The 18064-nt window shown below is 64.8% G+C and carries 8 protein-coding genes; all 8 read left to right on the top strand.

Going from position 1 to position 18064, the window contains the following annotated elements:
- Positions 1 to 195: 195 nt before the first annotated feature.
- The 8 genes from MRS60_RS34610 (at position 196) to MRS60_RS34575 (ending at position 17918) form a co-directional block, all read left to right on the top strand.
- Positions 196 to 1830: an AMP-binding protein gene (locus MRS60_RS34610; RefSeq protein WP_243567086.1), complete on the top strand. Its 1635-nt coding sequence runs from the start codon at positions 196 to 198 to the stop codon at positions 1828 to 1830.
- The gene (locus tag MRS60_RS34605; protein WP_243567084.1) at positions 1830 to 2990 is read left to right on the top strand and encodes an AraC family transcriptional regulator; all 1161 of its coding nucleotides are present in this window, start codon (positions 1830 to 1832) and stop codon (positions 2988 to 2990) included. The genes MRS60_RS34610 and MRS60_RS34605 overlap by 1 nt, the downstream gene beginning before the upstream one ends.
- 371 nt (positions 2991 to 3361) lie before the next feature.
- A complete protein-coding gene (locus MRS60_RS34600) occupies positions 3362 to 5152 on the top strand; it encodes an acyl-CoA dehydrogenase (RefSeq protein WP_243567082.1) in 1791 nt (596 codons plus the stop codon).
- An 81-nt stretch (positions 5153 to 5233) separates the two neighbouring features.
- Positions 5234 to 6862, top strand: coding sequence for an electron transfer flavoprotein-ubiquinone oxidoreductase (locus MRS60_RS34595; protein ID WP_432207867.1), 1629 nt, complete (start codon positions 5234 to 5236; stop codon positions 6860 to 6862).
- 42 nt (positions 6863 to 6904) lie between these two features.
- Positions 6905 to 8098, top strand: a complete 1194-nt coding sequence (gene bktB, locus MRS60_RS34590) for a beta-ketothiolase BktB (protein WP_034184640.1) — start codon at positions 6905 to 6907, stop codon at positions 8096 to 8098.
- 38 nt (positions 8099 to 8136) lie between these two features.
- Positions 8137 to 8988, top strand: coding sequence for a 3-hydroxybutyryl-CoA dehydrogenase (locus tag MRS60_RS34585; protein WP_243567078.1), 852 nt, complete (start codon positions 8137 to 8139; stop codon positions 8986 to 8988).
- Positions 8989 to 9459: 471 nt separating this feature from the next.
- Positions 9460 to 17622, top strand: a complete 8163-nt coding sequence (locus tag MRS60_RS34580) for a filamentous hemagglutinin N-terminal domain-containing protein (RefSeq protein ID WP_243567076.1) — start codon at positions 9460 to 9462, stop codon at positions 17620 to 17622.
- Complete coding sequence (locus MRS60_RS34575) at positions 17619 to 17918, top strand: hypothetical protein (protein ID WP_243567074.1); 300 nt, start codon at positions 17619 to 17621, stop codon at positions 17916 to 17918. Before MRS60_RS34580 ends, MRS60_RS34575 begins: the two co-directional genes overlap by 4 nt.
- Positions 17919 to 18064: the final 146 nt, after the last annotated feature.

Below are 18064 nucleotides of genomic sequence, written 5' to 3'. Positions count from 1 at the left end.
ACGAAGTGACCGCGACACGCGGCAGGGCGTTGCGTCCTGCGCGGTAAAGCGCGCGAACGACCCACATGTCCGTTTCGATCATCTTTGCGGTCGCGCCGATCATTTGCAAAGCACGGCCGCCGAGCGATAGTCGACGCTCGACTGGCTGCCCTCGGCCGCCCCCGGCGACGTGTGCGGCCGCACAAGGATACCTATATGAGCAAGAGACACTGGACCGGGTCGTATGGCTCGATCCCCGCCGAGATCGACGCCGATCGCCATCCTTCCGTCAGCGCGCTGCTGGACGACGCGATGCGCCGCTTCGCCGATCGTCCCGCGTTCCATGCGTTCGGCCGCACGCTGACCTATGCCGATGTCGACCGCCTGTCGAGCGCGCTGGCCGCGTATCTGCAGCAGGTCGTCGGCGTGCGCAAGGGCGATCGCGTGGCCGTGATGCTGCCCAACGTGCTCGCGTTTCCTGTCGTGTTCGTCGCCGTCGCAAGGATCGGCGCGATCCAGGTCAACGTGAACCCGCACTACACCGCGCGCGAGCTCGAGCATCAGCTCAACGACGCTGGCGTCGAGGTCGCCGTGGTGTGCGGCGGGTCGATGGGCACGTTCGCCGACGTGGTCGGCGGCACGCGCGTGCGCACCGTGCTGAGCGTGGGGCGCGGCGATCTGGGCGTGGTCGATGCGCCGGCCGGTGCGTGCGACGCGCTGCCGCCCGGTTCGATCGCGCTCGCGGACGCGATCGCCGCAGGCGAATCGCTCGCGTGCGAGCCGGCCGCGCTGGGCGGCGCGGACCTGCTGCTGCTGCAATACACGGGCGGCACGACCGGATTGTCGAAGGGCGCCGCGCTGTCGCACCGCAACCTCGTCGCGAACATCGAACAGTTCGCGGCGATCGTGGCGGACGCGCGGGTGCCGGGCGAGGAAGTCGTCGTCACCGCGATCCCGCTGTACCACATCTTCGCGCTGACGGTGAACTTCCTGTCCTACTTCGCGATCGGCGCGCAGAACTGGCTCGTCGCGAACCCGCGCGACATGGACGCGTTCATCGACGTGCTGAAGGCCGCGCGGCCGACCGTGTTCGTCGGCGTGAACACGCTGTACGCGGGGCTCGCCGGCCATCCGCGCCTGAAGGAAGTCGACTGGTCGCGGCTGAAGCTGTCGGCCGGCGGCGGCGCGGCGGTGATCGACGTGATCTCGTCGCGCTGGAAGGCGGTGACGGGCAACTTCATCCGCGAGGGCTACGGACTGTCGGAAACGTCGCCGGTCGTGTCGTTCAACCCGCAGTCGATCGACGCATTCACGGGCAGCACCGGCCTGCCGCTGCCGTCGACCGACGTGAAGCTGCTCGACGACCAGGATCGCGAGGCCGCGATCGGCGAAGCGGGCGAGATCTGCGTGAAGGGGCCGCAGGTGATGACCGGCTACTGGCAGAAGCCGGAAGCGAATACGGCCGCGTTCACGGCGGACGGCTATTTCCGCACCGGCGACGTCGGCGTGTTCGACGCAGCCGGCTTCCTGCGGATCGTCGACCGCAAGAAGGACATGATCATCGTGTCGGGCTTCAACGTGTACCCGAACGAGGTGGAAGCCGTCGCGACCGCGCTGCCGGGCGTCGCCGAATGCGCATGCATCGGCGTGCCGGACGCGCGCACCGGCGAGGCCGTCAAGCTGTTCGTGGTGCCGGCGCCGGATGCCGACGTGACGGAGGCGCAGCTCGTCGCGCATTGCCGCGAGAGCCTCGCGGCCTACAAGGTGCCGAAGCTCGTCCGCTTTGTCGACCGGCTGCCGAAGTCGACGGTCGGCAAGATCCTGCGCCGGGAACTCAGCCGCACCGACTGATGGCGCCGAAGCGCCGCACGGCCGCGGCGGCGCGGCCCGGCGCGCCGAAGGCCCCGAAGCAGGCGCGCGGGCCGCTCAAGTACAATGCGAGCGGTTCGATCGACGGGGACGCGATGACCGGCTCAGATTCACTTTCCGCCCAGCCCGGGCGTGCGCTGCCGTCGCCGAGCGCGACGGTGCCGATCTCGCTCGTCAACGGTTTCCTCGCGAGCGCGGGTGCGCAGCGCGACGTGGTCGAACGCTACCTGCGCGGGGCCGGCATTCCGATCGAGCTGCTCGGCGAGCCGCATGCACGCGTGACGGAGGAGCAGTTCTCGACGCTGTACCGCACGCTCGCGATCGACCTCGACGACGAGATGCCCGGCATCTTCTCGCGCCCGCTGCGCGGCGGCACGCTGAAGTATCTGTGCCTGAGCCTGCTCGATGCGCGCAACCTCGAAACGGCGCTGCATCGCTTCGGCCAGTTCTTCCATATCCTGCTCGACGACTTCTTCGTCGAATCGAAGCGCGACGGTCTCGTCGCGCAGGTGCTGCTGCGCCCGAACGACGCCATCGGCCCGATCGGCGCGCTCGGCCAGGAGCTGATGCTCAAGCTCGTGCACGGCGTGTGTTCCTGGCTGATCGGGCAGAAGATCCCGCTGCTGCGGATCGAGTTCGCGTGCCCGCGGCCGCGCCATGCGGTCGACCACCTGTACTTCTTCACCGGCTCCGTGCAGTTCGACTGCGAGCGCACGCTGATGCGCTTCAGCGCGGACTACCTCGATGCGCCGATCCGGCAGAGCAAGCGCAACCTGCGCAAGTTTCTCGCGCGCGCGCCCGGCGACTGGATCTTCGAATCGTTCAGTGAACAGCTCGTGTGCCATCGCGTGCGGCAATACCTGTCGGCGGCGCTGCCCGACCTGCCCGTGATCGACCAGGCGGCCGAGCACCTGCATTGCTCGGTGCGCACGCTGAGCCGCCATCTTGCCGCCGAAGGGACGACGTTCCAGGCGCTCAAGGACGAACTGCGGCGCGACATCGCGATCCAGCGGCTGATCGGCACGCCCGACACGATCGCGGCGATCGGCGCCGATATCGGCTTCGACGATCCGAGCGCGTTTCATCGCGCGTTCCGGCACTGGACGGGGAGTACGCCGGGGACGTATCGGCGGCGCGCGTAGCGCGTTTTTTTCAAGCCGGTTCCCATAACCGGCTTCCTTCGTTCGCTCCCATGGCCGGCTCCCATAGGCGATTCCCATAACCGGCTCCCGTTGCCGCCGGCATGCTGCGCCGCTTCGACCTCATCGGCCGGCACGTCGATTGCTCACCGTTTTCATCGAAACCGGCTCCGGCCAAACCCTTATCCACCCGACCGTTTCCGGCCGCGCCTACGTAATCCGTGGCCGATTTTGTCACCATGTGGGCCGGATATGACAACGGGAACCGGCCATTGCGGCATTACGATGGGTCACGTCGTCGCCCGGGTCCGGCCGGTCTTGCCGTACCGGCCCGGTAGCGCGCCTCATTCACCGCCTGATTTGGAACATCGACCATGAGCTATAACGCCCCCGTCAAGGACATGCTGTTCGTGCTGAAGGAACTCGCGGGTATCGACGCCGTCGCGCAGTTGCCGGGCTTCGAGGATGCCGGTTACGACACGGCGCAGGCCGTGCTCGACGAGTCCGCGAAGTTCTGCGGCGAGGTGCTGGCGCCGCTGAACGTCGAAGGCGACCGCAACCCGAGCAGCTGGAAGGACGGTGTCGTGACCGCGACGCCGGGCTTCGGCGACGCGTTCCGCCAGTTCGTCGAAGGCGGCTGGCAGGGGCTGCAGCATCCGGCCGAGTACGACGGCCAGGGGCTGCCGAAGCTGATCGCGACGCCGTGCATCGAGATGCTGAACGCGTCGAACCTGTCGTTCGCGCTGTGCCCGCTGCTGACCGACGGCGCGATCGAGGCACTGCTGACGGCCGGCACCGACGAGCAGAAGCAGCGCTACGTGCCGAAGCTGATCTCCGGCGAATGGACGGGGACGATGAACCTGACCGAGCCGCAAGCGGGCTCCGATCTGGCGCTGGTGCGCTCGCGCGCCGAGCCGCAGGGCGACGGCACGTACAAGGTGTTCGGCACGAAGATCTTCATCACGTGGGGCGAGCACGACATGGCGGACAACATCGTCCACCTGGTGCTGGCGCGCACGCCGAACGCGCCGGAAGGCGTGAAGGGCATCTCGCTGTTCATCGTGCCGAAGTTCCTGGTCAACGACGACGGCTCGCTGGGCGCGCGCAACGATGTGCACTGCGTGTCGATCGAGCACAAGCTCGGGATCAAGGCGAGCCCGACCGCGGTGCTGCAATACGGCGACCACGGCGGCGCGATCGGCTACCTGATCGGCGAAGAGAACCGCGGCCTCGAATACATGTTCATCATGATGAACGCGGCGCGCTTCGGGGTCGGGATGCAGGGGATCGGCGTGGCCGATCGCGCGTACCAGAAGGCGGCGGCGTTCGCGAAGGATCGCGTGCAGAGCCGTCCGGTGGATGGCTCGGCGAAGCAGTCGGTGACGATCATCCATCACCCGGACGTGCGCCGCATGCTCGGCACGATGCGTGCACTGACCGAAGGCGCGCGGGCGCTGGCGTACGTGGCGGCCGCGCACAGCGACATTGCCCACCGCCATTCGGACGAGGCGACGCGTGGCCGTCATCAGGCAATCTACGAGTATCTGGTGCCGGTCGTGAAGGGCTGGAGCACGGAGATGGTGAACGACGTGGCGAGCCTGGGCGTGCAGGTGCACGGCGGGATGGGCTTCATCGAGGAGACGGGCGCGGCGCAGTACTACCGCGATGCGCGGATCCTGGCGATCTACGAAGGGACGACGGCGATCCAGGCGAACGACCTGGTCGGCCGCAAGACGATGCGCGACGGCGGCGCGGTGGCGAAGGCGCTGATCGCGGAGATCGGCGACACGGTGGCGGCGCTGGGCAGGCTGGACGGCGCGGCGGCCGCATCGATGAAGGTGCAGCTGGAACAGGGCGCGCGGGCGCTGTCGTCGGTGGTGGACTACGTGGTGGCGAACGCGAAGCAGGACCCGAACGCGGTGTTCGCGGGCAGCGTGCCGTACCTGAAGCTGGCGGGCGTGGTGCTGTGCGGATGGCAGATGGCACGCGCGCTGGTGGCCGCGCAGGCGAACCGTGCGAGCGACCCGGCGTTCTTCGACGCGAAGATCGCGATCGCGCAATGCTATGCGGAGCACATTCTCGTGCAGGCAGGCGGGCTCGAAGCGTCGATCGTCGGCGCGAAGGGCAGCGAGAGCGTGCTCGCGTTGACGGAAGACCAGTTCTGACCGGCTGACGGTCGGGACGCAGGAGGAGACAGGATTTTGACCACACAGGACTTGCTCGCGCAATACGGCCCGCGCGAATCGATGGAATACGACGTCGTGATCGTCGGCGGCGGCCCCGCCGGGCTGTCGGCGGCGATCCGGCTCAAGCAGCTGGCCGCCGAGAAAGGCACCGAGATCGGCGTGTGCGTGCTCGAGAAGGGTTCCGAGATCGGCGCGCACATCCTGTCGGGCGCGGTGATGGACCCGCGCGCGATCACCGAACTGTTCCCCGACTGGAAGGAACAGGGCGCGCCGCTCACCGTCGAGGTGACGGAAGACCGCTTCCTGTTCCTGTCCGAGAAGAGCGCGGTGACGACGCCGAACTGGGCGCTGCCCGAGAACTTCAAGAACCACGGCAATTACGTGATTTCGCTCGGCAACGTCACGCGCTGGCTCGGCCAGCAGGCCGAAGCGCTCGGTGTCGAGATCTTCCCGGGCTTTCCGGCCGCGGAGATTCTCTATAACGACGACGGTTCCGTGAAGGGCGTCGCGACCGGCAACATGGGCGTGGGCAAGAACGGCGAGCCGACCGAGAACTTCCAGCTCGGCATGGAGCTGCACGCGAAGTACACGCTGTTCGCCGAAGGCTGCCGCGGCCATCTGGGCCGCCAGCTGATCTCGAAGTTCAAGCTCGACGCGAACGCCGATCCGCAGGCATACGGGATCGGCATCAAGGAGCTGTGGGAAATCGATCCCGCGAAGCACAAGCCGGGCCTCGTGATCCACACGGCCGGCTGGCCGCTGAAGTCGGATACCTACGGTGGTTCGTTCCTGTATCACATGGACAACAACCAGGTCGTGGTCGGCTTCGTGGTCGGCCTCGGCTACACGAACCCGTACCTGTCGCCGTTCGAGGAATTCCAGCGCTACAAGACGCACCCGTCGATCCGCGCGTTCCTGGAAGGCGGCAAGCGCGTGTCGTACGGTGCGCGCGCGATCACCGCGGGCGGGCTGCTGTCGCTGCCGAAGACGGTGTTCCCGGGCGGCGCGCTGATCGGCGACGACGCGGGCTTCCTGAACGCATCGCGGATCAAGGGCAGCCACGCGGCGATCAAGACCGGCATGCTGGCGGCGGACGCCGCGTTCGACGCGGTGCAGGCCGGCCGTCAGTCGGACGAACTCAACGCGTACCCGGATGCCTTCAAGCAGTCGTGGCTGTACACGGAGCTGTACCGCGCGCGCAACTTCAAGCAGTGGATGGCCAAGGGGCTGTACCTGGGCACGCTGATGGTCGGGCTCGAGCAGAAGGTGATGGGCGGCAACGTGCCGTGGACGCTGCATCACCAGCACGCAGACCACGAGACGCTGAAGCCGGCGTCGCAGTGCGAGCCGATCGAGTATCCGAAGCCGGACGGCAAGCTGACGTTCGACCGGCTGTCGTCGGTGTTCATCTCGAACACGAACCACGAGGAGAACCAGCCGGCGCACCTGACGCTGAAGGATGCGAACGTGCCGGTGAACGTGAACCTGCGCACGTACGCGGGGCCGGAGGGGCGCTTCTGCCCGGCGGCGGTCTATGAGTTCGTGAAGAACGACGACGGCAGCGATCGGCTGGTGATCAACGCGCAGAACTGCGTGCACTGCAAGACCTGCGACATCAAGGACCCGACGCAGAACATCGTGTGGGTCACGCCCGAAGGCGGCGGCGGGCCGAATTATCCGAACATGTAACGCATCAGCGCGCATGCGTGCGCGAACGAACCGGAGCAGACGATGAGCAATGCAGCGAAAGAAGTCGTGGTGGTGAGCGGTGTCCGTACCGCGATCGGTGATTTCGGCGGCAGCCTGAAGGATTTTTCGCCGACCGAGCTCGGTGCGAAGGTCGTGCGCGAAGTGCTGTCGCGCGCGAACGTGCCGGGCGATGCGGTCGGGCATGTCGTGTTCGGTCACGTCGTGAACACGGAGCCGAAGGACATGTATCTGTCGCGCGTCGCGGCGATCGACGGTGGCGTCGCACAGCACACGCCCGCGATGAACGTGAACCGCCTGTGTGGTTCGGGCCTGCAGGCGATCGTGTCGGCCGCGCAGACGATCATGCTCGGCGATGCCGACGTCGCGATCGGCGGCGGGGCGGAGAGCATGAGCCGCGCGCCGTACACCGTGCCGGCCGCGCGCTTCGGCCAGCGCATGGGCGACGGCAAGCTCGTCGACATGATGCTCGGCGCGCTGCACGACCCGTTCCAGACGATCCACATGGGCGTGACGGCCGAGAATGTCGCACGCAAGTACGACATCTCGCGCGACGCGCAGGATGCGCTCGCACTCGAATCGCATCGTCGCGCGGCGCGCGCGATCGCGGAAGGTCGCTTCAAGGATCAGATCCTGCCGATCGCGATTCGCACGAAGAAGGGCGAGGTCGCGTTCGACACCGACGAGCACGTGCGTCACGACGCGAGCGCGGACGATTTCACGAAGTTGCGCCCGGTGTTCGCGAAGGAGAACGGCACCGTGACGGCCGGCAATGCATCGGGCATCAACGATGCGGCCGCGGCCGTGCTGATGATGAGCGCCGACGCCGCCCGCGCGCAGGGCGTGAAGCCGCTCGCACGCCTCGTCGCGTATGCGCACGCGGGCGTCGATCCGGCCTACATGGGCATCGGCCCCGTGCCGGCCACGCAGAAGGCGCTCGAACGCGCGGGCTTGAAGATCAGCGATCTCGACGTGATCGAGGCGAACGAGGCGTTCGCCGCGCAGGCCTGCGCGGTCACGCAGGAACTCGGCCTCGATCCCGCGAAGGTCAACCCGAACGGGTCGGGCATCTCGCTCGGTCACCCGATCGGCGCGACCGGTGCGTTGATCACGGTCAAGGCGCTGTACGAGCTGAAGCGCATCGGCGGGCGTTACGCGCTCGTGACGATGTGTATCGGCGGCGGCCAGGGGATTGCTGCGATCTTCGAGAACATCTGATAATCGGACACTCAGCACCCGAACACACAGGAAATTTCATGGCCATCGAAATCGTCGGCGTCGTGGGCGCCGGAACCATGGGCAACGGCATTGCGCAGACCGCCGCCGTTGCGGGACTCAACGTCGTGATGATCGACGTCAGCGACGCTGCGCTCGACAAGGGCATCGCGACGCTGAAGGGCAGCCTCGAGCGGCTCGTGTCGAAAGACAAGCTCGACGCGGCCGCACGCGACGCGGCGCTGGCGCGCATCACGACGTCGACCGACTACGCGAAGCTCGCGTCGGCCGACATCGTGATCGAAGCCGCGACTGAGAACGTCGAGCTGAAGGGCCGCATCCTGAAGCAGATCGAGGCCGTCGCGCGGCCCGACGCGATCGTCGCGACCAACACGTCGTCGATCTCGATCACCGCGCTCGCGGCGCCGCTCGCCGATCCGGCGCGCTTCGTCGGCATGCACTTCTTCAACCCGGTGCCGCTGATGCCGCTCGTCGAAATCATCCGCGGGCTGCAGACGAGCGACGCGACCGCGTCGGCCGTGCGCGAACTGACCGAGCGTTTCGACAAGTCGCCGATCGGCGTGCGCAATTCGCCGGGCTTCGTCGTGAACCGGATCCTCGTGCCGATGATCAACGAGGCGTTCTTCGTGCTGGCAGAAGGCATCGCGTCGGCCGAGGAGATCGACGCGGGGATGAAGCTCGGCGCGAACCACCCGATCGGGCCGCTCGCGCTGGCCGACCTCGTCGGCCTCGACGTGTGCCTCGCGGTGATGGACGTGTTCGTGAAGGACTTCGGCGATCCCAAGTATCGTGCTTGCCCGCTGCTGCGCGAGATGGTGTCGGCAGGGCGGCTCGGGCGGAAGGCGGGGCGCGGGGTGTACGAATACGCGTAACGCGTAGCGAGGTTGTCGATGCGGATGGCGAGTCGGGCCGGGCAGTATGGTTCACCCGGCGTCGGCTCGCGTCCGCGTTTTCCGTCCGGGTTGTCCATCGCGTGAGCGAGCGCCGTTCGCGGGGCATCGATCGAAGCCCGCATTGCCATCAAGGTGCCTTCAAGCCGGGCAACACCATGACAAATTGCGCTCGATGTCTTGTCCGCGATTTGCGCGAACAAGCAACCGAGTCCAATTCATGCGGTTTTGCCTGATCGAGAAGTCAATCGCCTATCTGCATAAAACTCGCGATGAAATGATTCGCAAAAAAAGCCACGAGGCGGTCGCTGCACTAAATATAGCAATCAGAAAAATATTTGAAAGCGTTGCGTAATATATGCGTACGCTGTCATTTCAGGGCATGACAATTATTGACTGTCTTGCGGATTTTCATGTGCAATCATCTGCCGAAAATACCAAGCGAGACCAACCATGCGCCGCGTCATGCGCGATATCGAGAAACGGCACGTTCAACGGGGAACGGCCAAGCAGACGATTGTCTTCGACCATGCTTCGTTGAAAAGCAAAGAGCACGGGCTTTGGGTCAAGGCGACCGCGTGGGTGATGACGGTCGTGATGTATTTCAGTCCGGCTGTCTTGCTCGCCGACCAAACCGCGCACGCGGCGCCGATCGTCGATCCGCGTGCGCCGATTCCGTTCCAGCCGTCCATCACGCAGACCAGCACGGGCGTGCCTGCGATCAACATTCCGGGTGCCAACTCAAACGGAATCAGCGTTGGGCAGTACCAGTCTTTCGACGTCGAGTCGCGCGGCCTCGTGCTCAATAACAGCACGGTGGCAGGCACGCCGCTGCTCGGCGGTACGCTTGGCGCCAACCCGAACCTGAACGGTCGGCCAGCGACGACCATCATCAATCAGGTCACGTCCAACAACATCGCGACGCTGAACGGGCCGCTCGAGGTTTTCGGATCGCCGGCGGCCGTCATCGTGGCGGCGCCGGGCGGTATTGCCGTAAACGGCATGGCGCTGACGAACGTACCGGGACTAACGCTGACGACGGGCACGCCGCAGTTTCTCACTGGCGTCGGAGGCACTGCGACCGATTTCGCCCACGCTGGTGCGGTCTCTTACGATGTCCGGTCGGGAAACATTTCGATCAATGGTCCGGCTGGGGTGAATGGCCCAGGTGCGGGTATCGAAGGTACAGTCGGCAATATCGACCTCATCGGCCAAAGTGTGACTTTGGCGGCTCCGTTGCGTGCGGATCAGCGTGTGAATGTCGTGACCGGCAACCAGCTCGTCACGCCGACCTCTATCGGCACGAGTGGCACAGCGTATGGAACGTCGGCGAACGGCGCGACGAACACGGCCGCCGCGATCGGCAGCGCGATTGCCGTGGATGCCAACCAGTATGGCTCGGTGACGAGCGGCACGGTCTACATCGTGTCGACCGCGGCCGGGATGGGCGTGAACACGCAAGGCCCGTTGTCGGCAACGGCGGGCAACGTGGTGGTCAATTCGAACGGCGACGTGTCGGTCGGTCAAACGTTCGCCAATCAGAACGTCAAGCTGACCAGCGCGGGCAGCACCACCATCAACGGTACGGGGCTCGCTAACCAGAACTATACGGTCAACGCGAACGGCGATATCAACGCGCCGGGAGCGGTGTCGGCGGGCCAGAACGTCACGATGACGGCGGGTGGCGACCTGAACGCCACGTCGGTCGCAGCGAACGGTACAGCCAGCCTGACTGCCGGGCAGTCGATGACGATCGGGGCGCTGTCGGCGCACGATATCGCGCTGCAGACGACGAATGGCGATCTCACGGTCGGGGGCTTGAGCGCACCCGGCACGGTGTCGGCGAAGGCCGGACGGGACTTGACGGTCAACGGGGCAGTGCAGGGCGGCAGCACGGTCGCACTGACGGGCGCGCGCAACGCGACTGTCAACGGACAGGTGTCGGGTGTCGGCGATACCACGATCACCGCGCAAACGGGCTCGGCAACCGTGAACGGCAACGCGCAATCGAACGGTGTGCTGTCGGTGACGGCGGGTCAGAGCGCCTTAATTGGCGGCACGGTGCAGGCGCAAGGACCGGTGACGATTGCAGCGCAAGGCGGCTCAATCACCGGGCAGGGGAATGTTACGTCGTCGCAGGGCGCGGTCGATCTGAAGGCTTCGCAGGCAATCGCGCTGGACGGTGCCGTGCAGAGTGGCAGTACGGTCAGTGCGACGGCTGGCACGAACGCAAATTTCGGCGGCACGGTGTCCGCGCCGGGCGCGGTGACGATTCAGGCGGGGCAGGACACGACCGTCGGTGGGAACGTCACCAGCGGCGGCACCCTGAGTGTGACGTCGGGTGGCAATACCAACGTGCAGGGCACGGCCGCATCGATCGGCAACATGACGCTGGGGGCTAACAGCGGCTCGCTGACGGCAACCGGTGATGTGGTCTCGCTCGGGACATTGAGCGCAACGGGCCAGCAGGGTGTTAGCCTGGGCGGCACGGTCTACAGCGGCGGCAACGCACAAATCGGTTCGACGGCAGGTAACGTCGCGGTGGCCGGTGCGGTCTCTAGCCCCGGCACGATCAGCATCAATGCCGGTCAGGATGCGACTATTGCCGGGACGCTTCATAGCGGGCAAACCGCGACGGTCGCCGCAACTCGCGACGTGGCCCTGAACGGCGGCGTCGAAGTCGACAACGCAGGCAACGCGAACGTCACGGCCGGACGTGATATCACCGGCTCGGGCGCGATGAACGTCGCGAACGACACGACGCTCAACGCCGGCAATAACATCGCCATTTCCGGCGCAATCCAGACCGGCAACAACCTGATCGCAACGGCTGGGCAGAACCTTGCTGTTGGCGGGGCAACAGCCGTTGGCAACAGCACGCTGACCGCGACCAACGGCAGCGCGACACTGACCGGCAATGTACTGTCGGGCGGCACGACCACGCTCACGGCCGGCACGGACGTGAACGCGCAAGGCAGCGTCAAGAGCCTCGGCGACCTTGCCGTGACGGCAAAAAGCGGCAGTTTGACCGCGGGTGGACCGGTATCGACGGGCGGCAACGCGACGTTGAGCGCGGGCCAGAGCATGGCGCTGAACGGTCAGACCACCGTGTCGAAAGACGCGTTGCTCTCGGCGACGAACATCACCACGCAGGGCGTCGCGATCGGCGGCAATCTGACGGCGAACGCGAGCAACAACCTCGATACGTCCGCCGGGCAGCTCAACGCACCATTCGATGCGAACGCGCCGGCGCTGTCAGTCGGCGGTAATGCGTCGCTCTCTGGCGCGCATGTCACTACTGCGAACGCTGTTGTCGGCGGCACGACGACGATCACCGGCACGCAGAGCGTCACGACGGGCGGTACGGCCGCGTTCAAGGGCGGCGCAACGCTGGCCGGCGGGACGGTCACGAACGTCGGAACGCAGCTCTCGGGCGGCAACCTGGCCGTCTCGGGCTCCAACGTCAGCAACAGCGGTACGTTGTCGTCGCTCGGCACGAGCAACGTGAATGCGGCGAACCTGACGAACAGCGGTTCGATCTACGGCGCTACTACCGGCCTGACCGTGTCGGGCACGACGACGAATTCCGGATCGCTGCTCGCGACGAACGCGCTCAATCTGACGACGAACGCGTTGAGCAACCGCAACGGGCTGATTTTCGCGGGCGACGTCAACAACAAGACCGCTCCGACCGGCAACGTGACCGTCACGGTGAACGGCGGCAATGGCACCTATGACAACACGGCCGGTGAAATCCTCGCGCAGCATGATTTGACGCTGAATCTGCCCAATCAGGCGTTCGATCCGTCTGCCGCATCCGCCGGCACGATCAATCTCGGCAACGCGCTGACGATCAACGCGCAGCAGATCAACAATTCGGGTACGTGGGCGATGCCGGGCAACAGCGTCGCGCTGAACACCTCGCAAGGCCTGACGAACACCGGCACGATCAGTAAGGCCGGCGACATTACGCTGTCGACGAACGGCACGTTGACGAACAGCGGGACGATCTCGTCGGGCAACAACGTGAATTTGTCGGGCACGGTCGTCAATCAGTCCGGCGGCACGATCTCGGCGAACCAGGACGTGAACCTCGCCGGTGTCGTGACGAACGCGGGAACGGTCAGCGCCGTGCGTGACGTCAACTTGTCGGGCAGCAGTTATGACAACACGGGTGCGTTGACGAAGGCCGGTCGCGACCTGAATGCATCGTTGTCTGGCGACCTCGTGAACGTCGGCGGCACGATCTCCGCGCAGAACAACGTGACCATCAACGCGGCCAACGTCAACAACAGCCGCGCGGGCGGCAACTCGACCAGCACCACGACGACCACGACCGATATCAACACGGCAGGCCTGGGCCGTGAACTGCTTGCGTCGCCGATGGGCACCGAAACGCTCAGCACGACGTACGAGAACATCGTCAGCGGTTTGGTTTCGACCGACTCGGCGACGATCACCGCGCGCGTCGGCGACCTCCAGCCGGCAAGCGCGACGTCGATGAGCGCGCCGGACATCAGCGGCGGCACGTTGTACGGTGTCGCATTGCCGACCGTCACGCGTACGACAACCACGACGCAGGCGAATGGCGCGGCCGGCGTGATTGCCGCCGGGCAGGATCTTTCGATCACCACGGGGACGCTTAATAACCACGGCAGCACGATCTCCGCCGGCCACGATGCAACGCTGAACGTTGCAGCACTCGACAACGGCGGTGACGCGAAGGTGACGACGATCACCGACAGCATCGATGCGGCTTCTTATACGGCATTCCTCACGCAGCTGAAGGCCGCATATACGGCGGGCAATCTGGTCGTGCTGCCGAACACGCAGTTCACCACGACAGCGAATATCACGCCTGGTCAGGTCAGCGCGCCGGCGTTACAGACTTCGACGATTACGTCCTATACGAGTCAGGATGCGGGCCAGATTGTCGCCGGCAATAACCTGAATCTGAACGGCACGGGCGCCAGCCTGACGAACGCCGGCAATCTATACGCCGGCCAGGATCTGACGATCCATGCGAACGCGTTTACGAATCAGGGCTATCACACCAGTAATGTCACGTCGACGGTCGGCTGTGCGGCGGGGGTGTCCGACGCTCAATGCGGATACCACTATGGGACGCAAGCGTTCCCGTCGGGATTCACTTACGACCGGCCGGGCCAAGCTTTCAGCGATGCCCAGCAGTTCATGCAACTGACGTATCACAGTCAGTCGACGATCGCGTTCTCCTATGGGCCCAACAACGATTCGATCGGTATCTTCGGCGATCAGATTTCAACGCAGGCCTACAGCTACACCCAAACCAACAATACGGTCTTTGCCGGCCGCGATCTGACGATTGCCGCGCCGACGGTTTCGAACAACTACGGCAATCTGCTCGCGGGCCGCGACGTCGTGATCGGCGGAGCCGGCACGAGCCGAGACAATACGGATCCGACCAGCCCGCAGACCACCCTGACGCAGGGTGCAAGCGTGACGAATTCCTCAGGGAACATACAGGCCGGCCGCGATATCGCGATGAGTACCGCGTCGCTGACGAACACGCTGGCGGCCCCACAGCAGGTGTATCAGAACTACGGCACGACCGCGCGCTACGGTTGTAGCGGAGCGTTCCAGCACTATTGCGATGCCTTTGTCGACATGCAGTCGGGCAATGCATCGACGATTTCGGCTAACCGTAATCTGTCGATCAGCGCAGGCAGTGTCACCAACACGGGCAGCCTGATCACGGCCGGCAACCAGGCGACCGTAACGGCTACATCCAGTGTCACGAACCAGGATCAGACGCTGAACGCATACTGGCATGACGGGTTCTGGGGCGGCATTGTCGGTGGTTCACCGCCGCCGGACAATTTCGGATGTGGGAGCTCCGGCACCTGCTCGACGCTGTTCGGCAGCGCGTATCAAAGCAATGCGGGGATCCAGCCGCCGACGCCGTATAAGAGTCTGCCCGGAACGATTCAGGCGCCGTCGTTGACGGTCGCGGCGGGTGGTGCCGTTCAGAATTCCGGCAATGTCATGGGGCAGCAGGTGTCCGTGACCGGGGCGTCGCTCGTCAACGGTCTCACGTCGCCGAACGTCTATACGCCGCAGCCGACCGCGTCGCAGCAAGTAATCCCGCTTGGTCCGGTGGGCGTGCCGGCAAGCGCGAGCACGGCGCAGAATGGCGCAAACGCGGTCGCGAATTCGCTGATTCAGTCGTCGATTGTGGCGGGTGCGGTATCGAGCGGTCCGTCCACGGCGATTACATCCCAAACCGTCGGTACGCCGCATAACCCGGCAGTGCCCTCGGCAACTACGCCGCAGGGCGGTACCGTCCAGACCATCGCCACTGCGAACGGGACCGCGACCTATCTGATCAACAACCCGGCGTCGCAGGTGATCGGCGGCGTTGGCCCGTCCGACCTGATTGCGAACCTGCCGGCCAATTTGCGGCCGGGCTCGACGCTGTTCTACTACGACCCGTTCAGCGAGAACCAGCTGCTTCAGCAAGCCGCACTCGCGCAGACAGGAACGGCGAGCTTCATCGACGGGCTGAAGTACGACAACCAGCATCAGAAGTCGGTCACGGATCAGGAAAAGTCCGTGCTGTACGGCAATGCGATCGCGTATGCGAAAGCGAACAACATCGCACTCGGGACGGCACTTTCGTCGCAGCAGATCGCGTCGCTTGATGCACCGATGCTCTGGTACGTCGAAGAAACCGTGCCGGAGCCGGGCTGCACTGCAACGGGCGTGGCCAGTTGCCCGACCGTGACCGCACTGATGCCGCAGGTCTACCTGCCGCAGAACTATGCGGTGGTTCAGCACGACGGCACGATTACCGGCCAGGACGTGTCGCTGGTCGCGACGAACAAGGGTTCGATTACCAACACCGGGACCATCACCGCAACGGGCACGTTGTCGATCGACGCCGGGACGGTAACCAACCAGCAGCGTTCCAGCGACGTCGGCACGATCTATACGTATATGCCGGACGTCATGGGTCTGCTGACGACGACCGGAACGGTGACACAGCAGGGCGGCTTCATGTCGGCCGCCAACTACAACCTGAACGTCGACCGCCTGGATCAGGTGGGCGGCGCACTTCAGAAACTGGATCCGAACGGGCAGGTCAACGCGAGTGCGACGGCGGATCAGCTTGCGGCACTGAAGAGCCAGCTCGGCGGGAATTTCACGCAGAGCACGGTCAGCGACAACCTGCACACGAGCTTCCAGTCGCTGGCGGATAGCCCAGGCCTGTTCGAGCAGATCGGGATGGCGGTGACGGCCGTGGTGGCGTCGTTCATCACGGCAGGCGCGGCGAGCGCGTTTATGGTTGGCGGCGCACTGGCCGGAACGGTTGGCGGGTCGATGATCTCGGCGGGCGTCGGCGGCTTCAGCGCGAGCGCAATCTCGCAGGCGAGTACGGGCCAGTTCAGTCTGACGGCGGCCCTTGAGGGCGGGGCGACCGGCGCGATCACCGCAGGTCTGACGAACGGCATTACCTATTCGCCGGACGCAGGCGTGGGCTGGGCGGGTCTCGGTGCGCCGATCGGCGACAACAGCCTCTCCGCGCTCGCGGGCGTGAAAAATGTGGGCGGCGCCATCGTTCCGCAGGCCGGTGCGTCAACGGCTACGACGTTCGGCCAAACCGCACTCGCACTGGGTGCCGAGGCGACGATTCAGGCTGGGGTACAGACGGCGATCCAGGGCGGCAGCTTCCTGACGAACCTGCGCAACAGTGCCGTGGCCGACGTTGCTGCGGCAGCGGCGTACTCGATTGGCAATGTAGCGAATATTCCGGGATCTCCGATCGAGGTCGGAACACCGGGTTATTGGCTGGCGCACGCGGCGCTTGGGTGTGCTGCCGGAGCGGCGACAGGGCAAGGATGCGGGGGTGGGGCGATTGGCGGGGCAGCGAGCGCGATGATCGCGCCGTCACTGGTCAATCAATTCGGTGGCGCGGGTAATCTCGACCAAGGTGGCCTGGCTGCACTGTCGTCCATCGTCATGGCGGCTAGTGGCGGACTTGCAGCAATTGCTGGCCAGAATGTGCAGGGCGCGATGACCGCAGGTCAAAACGAAGCCCTGAACAACTCGGGACAGAAGCATCCCGGTGTGCATCCGGACGAGACTGGTGGTAAGCATGGGTTGGATCTCGATGTCGAGAAGCCCGTTGTCCAAGTTGTTTCCGACAGCTCTGCTCAGGCGGCCGGATCTCCGAAGGGGGCGGAACCGGCGAAGCTGACTATTGGCGATGGTGTCCTCGCGGCGGGTCTCGGCGGTGCCGGCAGCACTGGTGGGACGACAACCCTATATCGAGCGGTCGGACCTGCCGAACTTGCAGACATTCAAGCTACAGGGACGATTCGAAATCTTGGATCAGCCACGGGCAAATATTTCACCACGTCCGACGCGGCAGCATCCTCCTATGCGAAGCAAGCTGTCACCGCATTCAAGGATCCTCCGTACACAACTATCACGACGCAAGTTCCAAATAGTATTCTTAACGGTATCGAGCCCGTCACGGTCGATCGTGGGATTCCTGCCTATGTAATCCCGAACGATCTGCTTAAGGGACTGGTTCCATCGATTGGAAGTAGCATGGGGATTCCAGGGAAAAAATGAATATTCAGCCGGATATCATCGCAAGAGTCACCATGTACTCGTCGCAAGTGTGCGGGAGGTCAACGATCCCTGCCGTTCGATACGGCTGCCCGCTATTTATTGAGGGTCAAGGGTTTGATTGTCGTCTGTTATTGGATCAGGTTGGCCACGGGCTTGAGGCAGGGGTTGAAGTTGAGGTTCCGATCAAGTTTCTTTATCCTGACTTGGTTCGAGATTTATTGAAGCCGGGTGCGCGATTTACTCTTTGGGAAACTCAAACTTTTGCCGACGGAGAAATAGTGGCGGTTTGTAAATAACCCGTTTCAGGGCGCACGATATACCAACTACGTTGCCATCGATGTGACCGGGCTTAACGGCTGTACAGGGGAGACTAGGAGTATTCGTCGTTCCGAACGAAACTCCCCTCGACCTAACAGGGCGGATCGTCGGCAGCGGTCCGGTG

Origin of the sequence: Burkholderia pyrrocinia, assembly GCF_022809715.1 — a bacterium.
GTDB classification, from domain to species: Bacteria; Pseudomonadota; Gammaproteobacteria; order Burkholderiales; family Burkholderiaceae; genus Burkholderia; species Burkholderia pyrrocinia_C.
Note: the sequence above shows the minus strand (reverse complement) of the source record. Positions and strands in the feature narration are given on the sequence as shown.